This is a genomic window from Flavobacterium commune (assembly GCF_001857965.1).
In the GTDB taxonomy this organism is placed as follows: Bacteria; Bacteroidota; Bacteroidia; order Flavobacteriales; family Flavobacteriaceae; genus Flavobacterium; species Flavobacterium commune.
Window position 1 is genome coordinate 3,817,797 of record NZ_CP017774.1, and the last position, 18,329, is coordinate 3,836,125.

At 32.2% G+C, this 18,329-nt stretch carries 11 protein-coding genes; all 11 read right to left on the reverse strand.

Annotated elements, in window-relative coordinates; all coding sequences use genetic code 11:
• Positions 1-43 precede the first annotated feature (43 nt).
• The 11 genes from BIW12_RS15945 to BIW12_RS15985 all read right to left on the reverse strand — a co-directional run bounded on the left by BIW12_RS15945 (position 44) and on the right by BIW12_RS15985 (position 18,130).
• The gene (locus BIW12_RS15945; RefSeq protein WP_071183235.1) at positions 44-1,705 is read right to left on the reverse strand and encodes a RagB/SusD family nutrient uptake outer membrane protein; all 1,662 of its coding nucleotides are present in this window, start codon (positions 1,703-1,705) and stop codon (positions 44-46) included.
• Between the two features lie 19 nt (positions 1,706-1,724).
• The gene (locus tag BIW12_RS16465; RefSeq protein WP_198033477.1) at positions 1,725-3,299 is read right to left on the reverse strand and encodes a SusC/RagA family TonB-linked outer membrane protein; all 1,575 of its coding nucleotides are present in this window, start codon (positions 3,297-3,299) and stop codon (positions 1,725-1,727) included.
• Positions 3,287-3,835 carry a TonB-dependent receptor gene (locus BIW12_RS16470; RefSeq protein WP_198033430.1) on the reverse strand — a complete coding sequence of 183 codons (549 nt, stop codon included), beginning with the start codon at positions 3,833-3,835 and terminating at the stop codon, positions 3,287-3,289. The genes BIW12_RS16465 and BIW12_RS16470 overlap by 13 nt, the downstream gene beginning before the upstream one ends.
• A 44-nt stretch (positions 3,836-3,879) precedes the next feature.
• A complete protein-coding gene (locus BIW12_RS16475; protein ID WP_198033431.1) occupies positions 3,880-4,815 on the reverse strand; it encodes a TonB-dependent receptor plug domain-containing protein in 936 nt (311 codons plus the stop codon).
• A 504-nt stretch (positions 4,816-5,319) separates the two neighbouring features.
• Positions 5,320-6,492 carry a sulfatase-like hydrolase/transferase gene (locus BIW12_RS16655; RefSeq protein ID WP_262494215.1) on the reverse strand — a complete coding sequence of 391 codons (1,173 nt, stop codon included), beginning with the start codon at positions 6,490-6,492 and terminating at the stop codon, positions 5,320-5,322.
• Positions 6,489-6,830 carry a sulfatase-like hydrolase/transferase gene (locus tag BIW12_RS16660; RefSeq protein ID WP_262494216.1) on the reverse strand — a complete coding sequence of 114 codons (342 nt, stop codon included), beginning with the start codon at positions 6,828-6,830 and terminating at the stop codon, positions 6,489-6,491. Before BIW12_RS16660 ends, BIW12_RS16655 begins: the two co-directional genes overlap by 4 nt.
• Before the next feature lie 25 nt (positions 6,831-6,855).
• A complete protein-coding gene (locus tag BIW12_RS15960) occupies positions 6,856-8,277 on the reverse strand; it encodes a sulfatase family protein (RefSeq protein ID WP_071183238.1) in 1,422 nt (473 codons plus the stop codon).
• Positions 8,278-8,284: 7 nt separating this feature from the next.
• Positions 8,285-11,353: a chondroitinase family polysaccharide lyase gene (locus BIW12_RS15965; RefSeq protein WP_071183239.1), complete on the reverse strand. Its 3,069-nt coding sequence runs from the start codon at positions 11,351-11,353 to the stop codon at positions 8,285-8,287.
• Positions 11,354-11,490: 137 nt separating this feature from the next.
• Entirely contained in the window at positions 11,491-16,023 is a 4,533-nt protein-coding gene (locus BIW12_RS15970; RefSeq protein WP_071186024.1) for a polysaccharide lyase family 8 super-sandwich domain-containing protein, read from the reverse strand.
• Entirely contained in the window at positions 16,020-16,562 is a 543-nt protein-coding gene (locus BIW12_RS15975; RefSeq protein ID WP_071186025.1) for a hypothetical protein, read from the reverse strand. The genes BIW12_RS15970 and BIW12_RS15975 overlap by 4 nt, the downstream gene beginning before the upstream one ends.
• Positions 16,563-17,146: 584 nt before the next feature.
• A complete protein-coding gene (locus BIW12_RS15985) occupies positions 17,147-18,130 on the reverse strand; it encodes an alpha/beta hydrolase (protein ID WP_071186497.1) in 984 nt (327 codons plus the stop codon).
• Positions 18,131-18,329: the final 199 nt, after the last annotated feature.

The window sequence follows — 18,329 nt, forward strand, 5'->3', positions numbered from 1 at the left end:
ATGATTCATTATATACAATGAATCATGGCAATTTGATAATTTATTAATTTAACCAAGGCTCACTTTGTGTTAATGCTTTATTTGACAATATTTCTACTGAAGGGATAGGGAATAATACGTTTCTTGCAGTAACATTTCTCCCTCCTAAACCTCCATACTGTTGGTTTGCTGGAGTTGGGGCTGCACTCATTTCAGCACCTACAGCATTCATTGTGCTAACAAATTTATTCCAACGAATTAAATCAGAACGACGTGTACCCTCAAAACACAATTCACGCATACGTTCATCTTCAATAAATAGTTGAAAAGCACTTTTAGACGCTGCTGCCGTTGCTGTTGCTACATCAGATGTTGGATAAGCTAGTGTCAAATTAGTTTGTCCATATCCTCTACGACGTACTTTATTAACTGCTTCAACAGCTTCTTCAGTTGGCCCATTTACTTGATTTTCAGCTTCCGCATACATTAAAAGAACATCCGCATATCTCAAAACAGGAAAATTAATAGGAGTATGATTTTTATTTTTAGGTGTTAGAATTTCATACTCTCTTCTCCATTTTCCACAATCTCTACCATAAGCCATTGTTTTTGCAATAGCAGTTTTGGCTCCAGTATTATTATTAAAAGTATAAGTTGTTAAGACCCAATCACGACGTAAATCGCCAGTGCCATATTTATTAAATAATCGACCTGTACCTTTAATAAAACCATAACTATATCCTATTGTTGATTCAAAATTAACTCCAGTCATAGTAATTCCATTGGTGTTTCCCACACGACCAGTTTCAGTATAGGAGTCAGTACGATTTCCTTTGAAATCAATTTCCCAAATACATTCTTTTACATCATAGATATCCTGTGCTTGGTTGATAAATATTTGACGGTATCCATTATTAGAGGTATTAGCTGTTATAGTTGGGTTAAAAGGTGCTAAAGCAGGATTAGTATCAAAACTAACATTCAAAGAATGTTCTCCTGAATCTATTACTTTTTTAGACCAAGCTAAAGCATCTGCATACTTTGAACTATCCATTAAAGGATAGCCAGCCATTTGCAAACAAACCCTAGCAAGAATACCCTGTACTGCTGTTTTAGAAATTCGACTAGAGTATCCATAAGAGGTAACAGTTCCAACTTTTGCTTCAGCTTCTGTCATATCTTTTAATATTTGAGCATACACTTCAGCAATTGAAGATTTAGCAATTTGAACCCCATTAGGACTAGTTGTAGGTGTAGTTTTTAAAGGTACTTCTCCAAATCTAGTTACTAGCATAAAGTAATAATAGCCTCTCAAAAATAAAGCTTCGCCTAAAATAACCTCACGTTTATTTTCATCCATCTTAGGAACATTTATATTTGCGATTAAATCATTAGCCCTATTTATTCCATTGTAGAGTTCACTCCATAATCCAGCCACATCAGCTGCAGTAGGATCAAAATTATACACCTGTGTACCTGTTACTTGAGCAGAACGAGCATAATAACCTTCATCAGTACAAGCCTCTAAAGTTGTATACATTGCATTTCCATACAATTTATCTGAACCTAAAGGATCATACACTCCAGCTAGAGCCTGTGTTAATCCTTCTTCATCTGTATAATATTGTTCTAAAGCAATTTTATTCTTTGGTTCGGTATTTAAAAAATCCTCGCATGAACTAGTGAAAATTGAGACCAGTAATAATCCTATATATATATTTTTCATCTGAAAAGAATTAATGTTATTAAAATGAAATATTTGTACCAAAAACTATAGTTCGTGCACGAGGATAGGATGAGAAATCGAATCCTGGTGTTAATGCTGAACTATAGGTATTTACCTCCGGATCTGGACCGGAATAATCAGTCCAAGTAATTAGATTTTGTCCTGACACATAAAATCTTAATGATTTTAAACGTAATTTTTTAAGAAAACTAGCATCAAAATTATAACCTAAAGAAACTGTTTTTAATCTTAAATAAGAACCATCTTCTACAAAATTAGATGAGTAACCTCCACCAAAGTAACCTCTGGTACGAAAAATATCTGAATCTGAATTCTCTGGTGTCCATCTATTTTCATAGCTGGCAAATTGATTTAAATAACCTTGGTTTTTTGTATTCCCTTCAAATAAAACACGATTAGCATTCAAAATGTCATTTCCATAAGACCACTGAAAAAAGATATTCAAATCAAAACCTTTATAAGTAAAGTTATTAGAAAATCCACCTGTATGAACAGGTAATCCTTTCCCAATTACAGTATAATCATTAGAATTAACTACTAAATCACCATTTTGATCTTTGTATTTTATATCTCCTGGTTTAATATTAGCTCTTGTATTACCGTTAGTTGTAACATCTGGCTTTAATGTATAAATACCTGTAGTTGTATCTAAATTAAAATCTTCATATTTGTAAGTTCCCAATGACTCATAACCATACATCAAACCCAAAGGTTGTCCTATTTTAGCTATGTAAGCACTTGTAGTATTCCATTGATTATCCCAATTTACAGTACTCTCAAGAGATTCTTGATCCTCACCTAAAGCAATTAACTTATTTTTATTAAAAGCTATATTAGCACTAGTAGTCCATGTAAAATCTTTTGTATTAATATTTTTAGTAGTTAAAGTTAACTCCAATCCTTTATTTTCAACACTTCCAATATTTTTTATTGCTGAACCAAATCCAGAAGAAGGAGGGAGTTGAGTATTTAATAATAAATCTTTTGTTATCTTCCTATATATGTCAGCAGTCAAAGTAATTCGTTGATTGAAAAAACCTAAATCAATACCTGCATCAACTTGCTCAGTTGATTCCCATTTTAAATCAGAATTTCCAAGATTTGTAGCAACAACTCCGGGTACATATTCATTATTAAAAACGTAACTATTCCCTATTGGGTTAAAATAAGTCGAAAGGTAATCAAAGTCTCCTACTCTATTATTTCCTGTCACACCATAACTTACTCTTAATTTACCCTCAGATAAAGTTTTATTATTTTTAAGAAATTTTTCTTTATCAAATCTCCAAGAAGCAGCAGCTGAAGGAAAGTAACCCCAATGGTTTTTAGAAGGAAACTTTGATGAACCATCTGCTCTGAACGATGCTGTTAAGAGATATTTAGAATCATAATTATAGTTAATCCTACCTAAGAAAGATGACATTGTCCAAACTGATGCCAAAGAATCTACACGTTGGGCTACTCCTTGATCTAATCCTGCTAATCCCAAATCTTCATTTGGTAATTGAGTAGCCGAACGACCATAAGACCATGAATCTCGTTTTTGGATTGTAAATCCTCCTAAAACATTAATTTTTGATTTTTTAGAAACTTTTTATCCCAGGTTAATGTATTCTCATTTAACCAATTGCTAGAATTACTGTGTAAAATTCTTCCGTTTACTCCATTTGTATTTCCTGGAAATCCATATTGAGTCTTTGAATTATTAAATTGATCTTGTCTTAACCTATTTTCAATAATTCCAAACGAAGTTCTGAGTTTAAGGTCTTTTGTAAACAAATATTCTAAATATCCATTAGCATTAATATTTTTAGTAGTGTTCAAACGATACAAATTTTGTAAATTTAAAAGTGGATTCACTCTATAATCATTTGCTGAATTAACATCCGGATCCTGAAGTAAATCAAGTACTGAAGAATCAGTTGCAATTGGTCTGTATCCCCATACCGAAACCATAATATTTGTAGTAGCACTTCCTGTTGACATGGCTGGATTAATTCCTGATTGTTCTAAATGGCTATAATTAGTATTAATTCCTATTTTCAATTTATCGGTAATTTTATAATCCAAAACTGCACGACCTTGATATCTTTTATAATTGGAATTCAATAAAATACCATCTTGATCACTTGTCGAACCAGAAAATGCGTATTTTAATTTTTAGTCCCACCTCTTACAGAAAAATCATTATTTTTAAACAAAGCAGTTCGAGTAGTCAAGTCTTGCCAATCGATACCTTTCTGCGTTTTATAATAATCTAGGGTTTTTCCATCAGAAAGATAAATCTCTGTCGGTGAACGCGGTATTGACGTTTCAGCAGGATTAAGCTCTAGTTGATATTTCACAAATTCATAAGGACTCATCAATTCCATTTTACTTATATTATTTTGAACCCCTACTGAACTTGAGAAACTAAATACCGCTTTGCCAGCCTTACCTTGTTTTGTAGTAATCACAACAACCCCATTAGCTCCTCTAGCACCATAAATAGCAGTAGCCGATGCGTCTTTCAAAATATCAATCGATTCAATATCACTTGGATTCACAACATTATTATCAGGATCTTCAATCAAAAAACCATCCACAACATATAACGGACTATTAGCCTGTGTAACTGAGTTATTCCCTCTAATTACTATATTAATACCTGCTCCAGGTCTACCATCTGAAGATGTGACCTGAACTCCCGCTACTCTACCAGCCAATGCCTCATCAAAAGAGCGAACAGGCGCTTTATTTAAATCACTCATAGCTACGCTAGAAACTGCCCCTGTCAAATCTTTCTTTTTAACTGTTCCATATCCAATTACAACAACTTCCTCCAAAGCACTGGTTGTCGATTTTAAAGTAACAGCTACAGTTGTTTTATCTTGAACAGCAAGAGTACTGGTTTCAAAACCGATGTAAGTAAAAATCAATTGATCTTTTGATGCAGCGGTTATTTTAAATTGACCATTTCCATCTGTTAAAGTAGCTACTTTAGTCCCTTTTACAGAAACTGTAACCCCAGGAAGAGGTTCATTTAGATTATCATTTACTGAACCTGATATTATTCTGTTTTGTGCATGTATAAATGCTGGAGCAATCATACAAAAAAACGCCCATTAAAAACTGCTTTAAAGCAATATTAAATATTGGGAATTTCAATTGGTAATTTTTCATAAGCCTCTATTTATATGGTTAATATGTTAGTTTATACTACAATATTATGCAAACGTTATTATATAAACAAGATAAAGCATGAAAAAATGTGCTCGAGCACAAAAAATTAACTAAAATGTAATAAAATGACCCTTGTTTTAATTTTATTTTTTTTATTAGCTTAAAAAAAACCATATTATTAACTATAAAAAAGTCATTTAGTTAGAATTATTATTTTTAAATTTTATTGTGGAAATAAGAACTAAAAAGTTGCTGAAATTAACTTAAAGAAAACCAACAATGTAAAATCTTAAAAACTAAAAAAGAATTAATTTAATAAATAAAAAATTGCATTCATAAAGCCAATTTCGAATTGGAAAATGAATGCAATTTTTTTTAAAATTATTTTCTAATTTACTCTTTTATCTGAGTCTTTTCTTTTAACAACTTGGCTAACTCATTAACTTTATTTGGAAATTTTTAGCTAAATTATTTTTTTCACCTAAATCTTCGTTTAAATCATACAATTGGGGTTCATTCGCATTACCTGTTTCAATACCCACTAATTGATCATAAGAAATTCCATCATTAGCAGGGATAAATTTCCAATTGTCTTTTACTATAGCAAGAGTTCCACCTTTACCTAATGTGTTTCCTCCTTGTTCTATTAAAATAGTTCTTCCTTTTTCTGATTTACCAAGAAAAGTTTCTAATGTATTTTCACTGTCTGGCGCATCTTCTTTTAGAATAGGTTGTTCCAATAAATTAGAAAAAGATGCTAATAAATCCATTTGACAAACCATTCCAGAAGATACTTTTGGTTTTACAACATCCGGCCAACTTAAAATAAATGGCACTCTTGTTCCCGCTTCCAGAACACTATACTTTCCACCTCTTAAAATTCCATTTGGGGTATGTCCATTTAGTTGACTTACTGCTTCATCTTGATAGCCATCATCCAAAACTGCACCATTATCACTTGTAAAAATAACCATCGTATTTTGGTTAATTCCCAATGTTTCTAGCTGTTTCATGATTTGACCTACCGTCCAATCTAACTGCAAAATTGCATCTCCACGATAACCCAGACCACTTTTTCCCTTAAACATCGTGGCAGGCATACGCGGAACATGAGGTTCAGTAAGAGCAAAATACAGAAAGAATGTTTTCTTATGATTCTCCTCTATAAATTCTTTTGCTTTTTCTAAAAAAGTTGTAGAAACTTCCTCATCAACCCATCTTGCTTTATTACCACCACTCATGTAACCGATACGTCCAATACCATTAACAATTGTATTGTCATGTCCTTGTCCTGGAGAAGATTTCATTTTTAATAATTCAGGATGCTCTTTCCCCGTAGGATCATTACCTACTTTACTACTGTAATCTACTTGAATTGGATCATTAGTATCTAAGGCAACAACCTTGTGATTTTCCATAAAAACGGATGGTACCCTATCAGCCGTTGCAGGGAAAATAAAGGAATAATCAAAACCAACTTCATTTGGGCCTGGCTTTATTTCTCCATTCCAATTTTTAGCTACCTGATCTCCTAAACCTAAATGCCATTTACCTACATTGGCTGTTCTATAACCTGCCTGCTGAAATAATTTTGGCAAAGTCATTTTATTGTTGGAATAATTAAAGCTGCATCTCCCGGTAAAATCCCCGTTCCTGATTTTCTCCATGGATATTGCCCCGTAAGCAATGCGTATCTGGAAGGAGTACATGTTGCCGAAGTACAATGAGCATTGGTAAAACGTACCCCTTGATTAGCCAGTTTATCCAAATTTGGAGTTTTAAGCTTAGTTGCTCCATAGCAGCTTAAATCACCATATCCAAGATCATCTGCGTAAATAAAAATCACATTGGGTTTGGCTGAAATTTGTTTATTTTGAGACTCTTGGGAATAAAAACTAAAAGTTATTAAAGTTAAACAGCCAGTAATAATTGATTTTATCATTTTTAAAATTTATTTAAAGTTATTATTAATATGGCTTGTCAAAAAGAGCACTAGAAGACAATTTACTGTTACTTGGTAAGATTACTTTTTTTAGAAAAGAGGCGTCACCTGTAGATTTACACCAATCTAATAAATACTCTCGGTATTGATCTAAAATTTTTGAATGGGATTTAGAATCAGTTAAATTATTCATTTCTAAAGGGTCATTTTCAAGATCAAATAACTGTTCTCTATTTTTACCCCAACTGTATAAAACATATTTAAAACGTTTCCCAACAACCGCTCTACCACTTGAACCAAAAGCATTCTTACCTTCAAATTTAGTCTCAACAACAATAAAATCTCTATCTAAAGTACTATTTGATATTTCAAAAACCGTTTTTAAACTTTTTCCGCTTAATTGTCTTGGTACTTCAACACCAGCATATTCACAAATGGTAGGATACAAGTCAAGTCCATTCGAAATCAAAGTAGTATTGACTTGATTGGTTTTAATTTTTCCTTTATAACTAGCGATAAAAGGCACTTTAACAGACTCTTCAATAAGTGCCGTTTTTTGATTCCATCTGTGTGAAGCATTACCATCACCGTGGTCACTTGTAAATAGTATTAAAGTATTTTCTCTAAGATTAAGTTTATAAATAGCATCTAGAATTTTTCCAATTTCCAAATCTACTTTTTCAATCAATTTATAATAAGTATATCTATATTGACGCCAGTCTTCTTCTGTATAATTAGCAGTTGGATAAACTTTTTTGTTAGCATCTTGTTCCATTTTAAGAACTTCTGGAAATGAGTTCCCTTGCTGATAATTTTTAGGTAACTGTGGTGTCTCATATAATGGTACACTCAAAATATTTCCATAAGGTAATGGCTCATTTCTTGCCCATTCGCATATATTATGAGGATTATCAAAAGACACCGTCAAAAAAAATGGCTTTTTTGATTCTTTTTTTGCTTTTAAATAATCAATACTTTTTTCAGCTAAACCAATGTCTCCCATAGGAGCTATCATATCAAAACCATTACCGGCAACCATACTTGATTCATGTGCGTGCCACTTTCCTCCGTATGCACAATCATAACCTGCAAGCTGTAGTGCTTTAGCAAGCATCAATTCTTTTTCAGATGATTTTATAATATTATCTCCAACTTCATTCGAATTTACGCCTAAATTATGAGGCATTTTACCTGTAAAAATGCTTGACCTTGACGGAGTACACAAAGGAAAAGTTACATACGTTTTTTCAAATCGCATACCACTTCTTGCTAACCTGTCTAAATTAGGAGTTTTTACATCTGCATTACCTGCAACACTCAATGCTTCTGCCTGATGTTGATCCGTCATTATTAATATAATGTTCGGTTTTTCTTTTTTTTGGGCATTAACTCCAATAAAAGCTCCAACAAACATTACAAAAAATAATATTTTAAATTTAGTAATCATAATAAATTTATTTGGTCAAATTAATTTTATTAGAAAATCCATGTCTACACTCTATAGTTATTAGTGTATTGTTACCCGCAATCACAATAGATTTGACTACTGAATTAGCTGCAAGTTTCCATTGCCCTTTTAAAGTAATACTCAATTCAACAGGCAAGCTATAGCCACTAATTGTCTTATCTTTTACTTCAGAAAAATTAAGATCTGGCTGAACCGCACTTATGGTAACATTTTCTCCTTTGTTTTTAATCATCAAAAGCGAAGGGACTGAAACACCTTTCAAAATAGAATTATCCAACTCTTTACTCGAATCAAATATTACGAAGCCTGTTGTTGAACTCTCATTATCTCTTACAATATGAGCCGTGTTATCAGCTCTCAAAATCTGATAGGATTTATCTTTTTCAATTTTATTTTCAAAAGAATTAATATCTTCCTTTTGAAGACCGGGATAAATAACATACTGATAAGAGGCGTCTTTAGGAGCTTTACCGTGTTCAATCCATGAAGAAGTAAAATTGCCTCTAGTAACGCTAATTCCTTTGTTTATTGAATTAATCTCTTTTGTTCTTATAGAATAACTATTAATATAAGATTCTTGAGTTTGTCTTCTAATTTCAATTGTATTGGGGGATAAAATATAGTATCCATTTTGATAAGCATCAATTAACCATTTTCGGGAATTACCAACTACTTCTATCTTCGATTGATAAGGAAACGTCGAAATGTCTTTCTTTTCAGATAAATAAATAGGCATCGAAGTACTACTCAGGAAATTTTGAAATAAGTTTGTTTGTATTGGATTTACAGTGTCAACGCTTGAAATTCCTGTTCCAATACAAATTAATTTATCTCCAAAAGAAAAAACAGATTTATTAGCCTTAAGTTTTCCTGGAAATCCTATATTTTTTTCTGGTCCATCTGCATTAGAACCTTTTGATTCATTTAATTTCATTCCAAAAACACCATTATTATCTAAAATTACTGCTCCTGCAAAAGTCTCCTCAGACCTAAACATTAACAATGGTGTATTAGGCTCTAATTCTTTAAACGGAAGATTTACAACTGTTGTTCCCGGATAACGATTCCAATCCCAACCTTCTTGCTTAAAACCACTCGCTTCATCTCCTCCAATATTATTTATCTGAATACTCCCATTTGCAGGATATCTTCCATATCTATTGGCATCAACATATATCTCTGAGGCCCAAACATATTTACTGTATCCTTTGATAAATGCGGCCCAATCATTTCTCCTATGAATAGCAGTTGCTGCATAAGTGAGTACATGATACCCCGGCAAAGTATCCTTTCCAACATTATCTATATCTGCAAATAAAGTAGTATTTAATTTATCGCTTTCGCCCCACAATCTTAAATAAGCAGCTGCCACTTCATTATCTATTTTGGAAGTACCTTCAGGATTTCCTGAACGAGCCATTAACAAAAATGAATTTTTCAAGGACTTAATAGAATAGTCTTTTAACGGATGGCGCCCTGCATTTCCAAAACCAAAATCCAACAATTGACTGTACAACCTTGTTGTCATTAATGCTTTCTTAAAGTTTTTGTGCCCGGCCTCGTTAATTCTAAATTGAGTTCCGGAAAGTGTAAAAATCACAGGAGGTATACTAGTAAAAGCTCCTAATCCATAAGCTGGATAATGCCCATTGTGATGCCATGAAGTACCATCTATCTTAAACACACCTATTTCGTTGTCCTGAGCCAGAGTTTTTGATATATAATTAGAATAAGCCTCTAATAATGCTGTTTGTTTTTCAACATTATCCGACATAAAAATTAGCATCAAATGATAAAAAGATTGAGTATTAAAATAATCAATATTAGCTTCAAATTCTTCTTCTGGTCCCAAAATCTTACCCAAATTAAAAATCCATTGTAGACTATTCCCCACCTCATTTAGTAAACCTGCATTCTTTAATGGTTCTTTCATCATATAAAAAGCATCTGTAAGCTCTCGAACATTATACCCTATATGATGTCTGGTACCTCCTGACGCTCCTTCCTGCCAACCTTGATCTAAAAAATATTGGGATGCAGTAATAAACATTTCTTCTATTTGAGCCTTATTTTCATCAGTGCTTTGAAGGTAATAACTAGCTATTTTCTTTAAAACTTTACCAAAATCTTGAATTTCTAAAAAATTTTTCTGATTTACATCTTCTCTATCAAAGTAAACCTGTTCAATTTTAAATGTCAAAGGAGCTCCTAAAACAGTCTCATTTTTCACCAGATTTAATTTAGCATATTCTTTTTTCGCTTTTAATAAATTATCACTCTTTTCAGTACTTTTATCAAAAGTATCATCAATACGTTGTTTAATAATCCGTATTTCTTCTTTTTGTAGATTTGAAACTGGTTTTACAAGCATTTCCTGAATGCGTTTCATATCTCGAATCAAAGGCATCCAATGATCTTTTCCTTCTTCTATATCTTTTTTAATAAAAGGTACCATCACATCTGGATAAGAGTGACGATCATCTTGATATTGAGAAAACACAATATCATCAAAAAACAATTTCCCTTTGCTCCTAATAGAACTACAACTTACTTTAAAAGTATCATAAGCTATAGCATCTCCTTTTTTGGGCGGATTACCATTCATCTCATAAAAAGGAACCCAAATAGTACGCCATCCAGTAAAATTTAATTTGATAGAAAACCAAACTTCTTCTTTACCTTCTTTTTCATAAGAAATTTTAATGATTTCATCCTGAGATTTTTCATTATACAAAGACATTACCAAAGTTGGGCTCGCAGGAAAATGATCTCCATATTTCAAAGGGCTATCCTTTTTACTCAATATTCCAAAATTAGAAGTTTTAAAAAAACTCACTCCTGACCATTCCCATTGTAATGATGATTTCCCAAATTGATGGTGTTTATTACTAATTGATAAACTACTCGACTTATTTTTTTTGAAATTGATTATCGAAGATTCACTCTCAAAGGATTCTTTAGCCGGATTACTTTCTTTTAGCTGCGCAAAAGACAAAACCCCTGTTATAAGAGTTATGGCTGTAATAAACTTTTTAGTCATTTTGATTCTTTTCATTTTTTTTACTATTAATTTCAATACTAAGCTGGTTCTATTTTTATTACCTAAACTAAAACTTAAAATCTATATGTTTAAAATTCCTAATCAAAATTTAAAACTTATTTTGATTAGGAATTTTCATGTTTTCTAATCACTTATTTTTTTATAATGGTGTACTGCGCTATTTGATTTCCATTTTGAATCACTACAAAATAAGTTCCAACAACCAGATCGCCAACATATAAATTTTGAGGTATAGTAGTAAATGCTATTTCCCTCATTTTATTTCCGTAAAAATTATACAAACTTATTTTTGCATTTACCGCTAATTCAGTTACACTAACATTTAGAAAATCCTGAACCGGATTTGGATAAACAACAACTGGTGTTGATCCATCTAAACCATTACCCGAACAAGTCCCCAAATGATCACCATGATCCAGATGTGATTGAACTGCTGATTTGGCTACACAAATGATTTTTCCGTTATGACAAATTTGTACTTTATCTGTATTATTACCACAGGATACATCCAAAGTATTAATAGTAATGGAAGCCGATGCATGGCCCCCCCCTGCATAAGTTATTGTTACGGTATAAGTTCCTGCTTCTGAAACTTCAATAGTAGCTGTTTTCGCTCCCGTATTCCAGCTATATGCCTCAGCCTGATTATCTAAAACCAAGGCTGTTAGTGTCAATGATGATGGGCCATAACCGATATAGAGTGTGTTTTTCAAATCTACACTTGGATCCATTGCATAAACATCTGGAATTAACAATTGTACAGGAGGACATGCTACATTTACATTAACTATTTCTGATGTACTAACCGCATTATCATTATCAGTAGCTTTAGCGGTTATCGAATAATTTCCTGCCAAAACATTATCCCATTCAAAACTATACGGTCCAGTTACAACTTCTCCTAACTTATTCGCTTCATTAAAAAATTCAACCTTTGTAATTGTTCCATCTGCATCTGATGCATCTGCAGTAAGAATAATTTTTGCAGGAGCATAAAAACTTTTATTTGACAAAGACGAATCTATTGTTACCAGTGGTGCGACAGGCTGCGGATCAATCACGGCATTAGTTCCTGAAGAAATACATCCATCGGCATTTTTAGCATATACCGTATAATTACCCGGTGACAGATTCTCAAAAAGACCTGTAGTATTATCAAATGTGATTTCATCCAAACTAAAACTCAAATTAACAATTGTACTGCTAACCTGAATACTTCCTGCTTCAGTATACGTTGGCTGTGTAATATCTAAAATGGGGGCTTCAGGCGTTCCGTTTAACAGTGCACATGGATTTTCTAAAGCCAATTTTATTTCTACCGGAAGTCCATCAGAAGTAGTAAATGCAATTGTTGTAGCTGTTTCAGTTGCCGAAACAATATTGGCATTAGGATTAGTTTCCAGTAAATTCCATTTATTATTTAATGTTAGTGTGATTACTTTAGGAGAAGAAGGTGAGGCACCTAAATCAGGATTACTTACTGACAAAACAATTTGAGAATAGTTTTGATTTAAAGACCGATACATAACCAAACAAGGAGTATCATTTGCGTTAACAAAACCATTTGTTATGTCTGTATTTGCAGCTGGCAAAGCATAAGCCCAGGTCTTAGAAGTTATATGTTCGATTATTTGTTGGTTAGTGTTATTCTGATAAACTTTATAAGGTTTGTCCTCTGCTGATTGCATTTGCTGTGCAAAGTTGGTCATTTGAGATGAATTTGTAGCAGGTACACAAACAAACTCATACGAGTCATTTGCAGGAGCATTTCCATGATCAAGATAAGCCAGATGGTAATTATTTCCACTATTACTTGCGATAGTCTCATCCGATGGATTAACTTGATTTTGATAAGGAGTAATTTGGTTAGAATTTCTAATTTTTAAAGTTCCGGAATTAGGTAAGATGTAATAACCCGTGTTATAATTATCAATTATCCAGTTAGCCGAAGTCTCTCCAAATGATTCAGCACTTTGGTTGGTTTTTACCGCTCCATTAACCAAAATATCAGCTGAATTATTATTGAGTCTTTGAAACAAGGTTGTTACAGTCGAATTAACATCATCATTATTTTTAATACCATTTGCCAGACAAATAATGTAATTATCAATTGCAAAATAGGTTTTTGTAAACTCAAATGTAGCATTATGAGTTATAGTTCCATAAGAAATTCCAAACCCTAAATTATTACGCTCTTTAAATTTCATAGCAAACAAACCTGATTGTCCAACAGTATTAGACAAAACATCATTATTGATCTGATTTAAAGCTAATGAACCTGCAAAGCCATAGGTATTATATTCATCTACACGTTCTCTTTCGGCATGTAACTTATTCCAAGGTAAAACAATCGTTGTTGTACCCGGATTATAATTCCAGTCCCATCCTATATCACTATATCCATTTCCGGTTGTACTATTTCCTGGATATATAATTTCTAAAGCACCGTAGCTTTGATATCTTCCAAATCTATTTTGACCGGCATAAACCTCAGACCCCCATAAAACATCAGACTGTCCTTTCATGGAAGCAATCCAGTTATTTTTTCTATACACTCCTAAATTACCCGAGTTAAACTGAATGTAACCTTCTTCAAAAGGAGTAATTGTATTGTTGTTGAATTGGCTGTTAACACCATACTTTCTATTGTAAATTCCTACCAAAACCGGATCTGCACCACCTAATCCTAAAATTTTACCTCCAGTTATTGCTACATTGGATAATGTTTGTGAGGATAAGGAAGTAGTTTTAATTTGTGGATTTCTTCCTGCCAAAGCAAAAGGTTTAACACCTGTGTCATTGCTATACATCGCTTGTGCATAAACGGCATCCCTAAATCTCTGATAAGTAGGTTGATCTATTTGAAAATTAGTTCCTTCTAAAGATTTCAATGCAACGGAAATTGTATTAAAGGCATACATATAACCGTCATAACCAACCCCATGATGATATGATAAACCATCTTTTTTCAAACCATCTTCCTGACCATAAGTATATATTAAAAAACGATCTAAAAATCTTTTTACCGTTTTTAAATAGCGTATTTTTTCATCATTAGTTTTAAACCAATCAGCATAAGCAAACAAGACATCAATATCCAAATACATTATATCAGTAAGAATAGCTCCGTTACTTTGTGTAGTACTAAAATCATAACTTGAATCAAAAAGATATTTAAATGAATCAGTCTCTATAGAAAGAGTATTCCCAAACAAATCTTTCACATTGTCGGGAAGAAAATTATTCAGAAAAATTGCAGGACGGGTAAATGTGGGATAATCATAAAAATCAACTGCAGAATAAGCACTCGTTCCGTTATTACAAAACAAGCTTGATATATACCAAACAGTTTTAACTGCCTTATCGCTAATATTGGTATCGCTTGGATTGAATTTTAAATATCTGGCAAAAATTTTCAAGAAACCAATCTGTGCAGCACTTGTTATAGGATTTCCTGTTATAACATTCCCTGAAGCTGTAATATTCAACGCGTTATAATCACTAATTGCAGTATTTAATTGAGCCATTGTTGGAGCAGATGTTCCTAAAATCTGATTAGACAAACTCGCACGGATAGCTGCTAAATCATCTATTTCTGAAGTGGTAGCAGCTGTAAGTGGTAAATCGAAATTAAAGACAGGCTTACATACCGGAAGCATATTTATGAATTGTCCATTCACTTTTACATAATCTAAACCAGCCTGACGAACAGGATTCAAATCATCGGCACGAACAAATTGTATCCTAATTTGATCTCCATCACTTGATGCAGTAAAAATATGATTTAATGTAAGTGTTCCCACACTACCTGACGAGGTAGTAACTGCAGCAGTTTCTGCTAAAACAACATTATCAGTTACATTATAAATCTGCAACTTGAATTTGCAGTAAGAAACTGCGGTTTGCCAATATTTAGTTTCAATTGTAATTTGACCATTTGCAAAAGGGCTTCCAGTCAACAAATATTGAATTCCCTGTAAAGCAGGTGTATTGGAAGTTCCTTTAATAAGTACAGCCCCATCATTAAGACCATCTCCATTATCAGCATCAGTTTTAACGGTAGAAACAGGAGTAGTATCTTCAATTTTGGACCAGGAAAAATCACTTACATCGAAGTTAATCTGCGGTGCCTGCATACTAATAAATTGTCCATTTACTTTTAAATAGTCTATACCTGCCTGACGAACAGAATTTAAGTCATCGGCACGGACAAATCGAATTATAATTTGGTCACCAACACTTGAAGACGTAAAAGCATAAGATAATGGAGTTGTGCCTATACCTCCAGTTGTTGTAGTAATCACTGCTGATTCTGCCAAAACAACATTATCGGTTACATTATAGACCTGCATTTTAAATTTCAAAAACGAACTCCCTATCTGATAATAATTTAGCTCAAGATTAATTTGTTCACCAACAACAGGACTTCCAGCCAGTTGATATTGAACTCCTTGTAACGCAGGTGTATTTGCAGCACTTTTTAGCAACATTGCCCCATCGTTAAAACCATCGCCATTATCGGCATCAGTATTAACCACAGTTACGGGAGTAGTATTTTCAATTTTAGACCAATTAAAATGAGTAATGTCAATTGTAATTTGTCCTTGCATAACGCTTGAAATTAAAATCAAGCAAATGATTAAATGAGTAATTTTAATTTTCATTTCTTGCTTTTTTTGAGTTCAATAAACTGATCATTTATCTTTAAATAATCTAAAGCTACTACTCGTACTATATTTAGATCATCAGCTCGGACAAATCGAATAACAATTTTATCTCCTACGCTAGTATCAGTAAACTTATAATCCAAAGAAGCCGTACCTACTACTCCAGTAGAGGTGGTGATTACATCTGTCTCAGCCAATACAAGATTCTTAGTTAGATCATAAAGCTGCATTTTAAATTTCACATATGATGCTGCATTTTGGTAATATTTCGCTTCAAGGCTAATCTTTTCACTATTATGCGGACTTCCCGATAAAGAATATTGTATCCCTTGGAACTCTGGCGTGTTTGCAGTCCCTTTAATAACAATTGCACCATCATTAAGACCGTCTCCATTGTTGGCATCATTATTAACAATAATAACTGGGGTTCTATTTTCAATTCTAGACCAATTATATCCGACTTTGTCAATAGTAATTTGTGCTTTAGTAAAAGTTGTTATCAAAAACAAACAAATTGTGAGATGAGAAATTTTCATTTTGTGATTTTTGGTTATTTTTTAGTAAATGTTTCTTCAAAATCATTTCAACATTTAAATTCGAGTTCTAAAATGTTGTACAAACCATTTTATCATTTTTTTAATCTTGTAATTAAGAAAACAAAAGAATCTATTCAAATCAAAATGCTAATCAGATTAATTATAAAGGCTTAAGCTATACAATATTATGAAAACGCTTTTATAAGAACAAGAAAAAAAACAAAATGTTATCGAGCACATAATTATGTTTTCGAGCACATTTCAATAAATTCAGGGCTTAAAGAGCTAAAAAAAAATCAGAAAAAATAAAAAAATATGTAATTTCTTTCTAAAATTAAGACATATGTCAACAAAATAAATTAGAAATTAGTATTATAAAACCTTTTGATTTTTTACAATGATTATTCAACCATTTTCAGTATTCAAAAAAACTTCTCAAATTGTAAGTGGTTAAATAAACTAAATACTTTTCCAAACGAGCAAGAAAATTATAGAAAATAAGATTATAATCTTTAAATACCAATATCAGGTATATTCATCAAAAGAATGAAGTATTGAAAACTATATTTTATTTATAATTCTAATTATCCTACAAATATTTTCAAAATCCAATTAATACACGAATCAATCCAATTGATATCACTTGTTGGATTAACTATACCATAACCATGTCCCCCATTAGCATAGAAGAAAGATTCGACAGGAACTCTATTTTTTTGTAATGCAGCAATAAATAAAATTGAATTCTGTACTTTGACTGTATTATCATCAACAGAATGGGTAATAAATGTCGGAGGAGTTTCCGAAGTTACTTGAAGTTCATTCGAATATTCATTAATCTTTTGAGGATCTATAGATAAATTTGCTAATTTTTGTCTCGAGGTTTTCTTATCCATCAGAATTAGATTTAATTCTTTTGGGGATAACCCTTCTCCAATCAAATTGTATCTTGAAACAAAATCAGTTAAACTATCTGCCATGCTGATAACTGGATAATTTAAAATCATAAAATCAGGACGCAAACTTATTTTTAAAGGATTGTCAATAAATTCTTTATTAAAATGTGTGCCTGCGGTAGAAGCCAAATGACCTCCGGCAGAACTTCCAGCAATTCCAATTTTATTGGGATTGATACCAAACATTTTAAAATTTCTCCTTACTATCTGAATAGCACGTTGAGCATCTTGTAAAGGAACAATTTGTTTATTGATAACATACTCAGTATTGGGTAAACGATACTTTAAAACAAAAGCTGCAATACCTTTTTCATTTAATTTTTTAGCTATATCATAACCTTCGTGATTAATTGCTAAACCCAAATAAGCCCCACCAGGACAAATAATAACTCCTATTCCTGTAGATTTACTTTTATCGGGTAAAAAAACTGTTAAATCTGGAGTATGAACTCTTGTAACAAATGAAAATTCTTCTGTTTCTGTCGAAAAAATGTCGGTGGTATCTACATCTTTAGAATTAGGTATTTTTTCATCATAAAGTGGAATCACTTTTTGTACATTACTAATTGTAAAACACGATAATTGGTCTATATTTAAAGATTGTTTTTTCATTTTTGAAATCATTTAGAGAATAAAAATATACTAAAACTACAAAATTTCATTTAGCGTACTTCAAAATCAAAACCAAAAGTACTATAATTCAAGTCTATTAAATATCTATGATCGCAGTAATACGCCCCAATTAATCAAATTTTCTTCAAAGTATATATCAAAAATTACGTCTTTTATCAAACTATCCGAAAGCTAATTA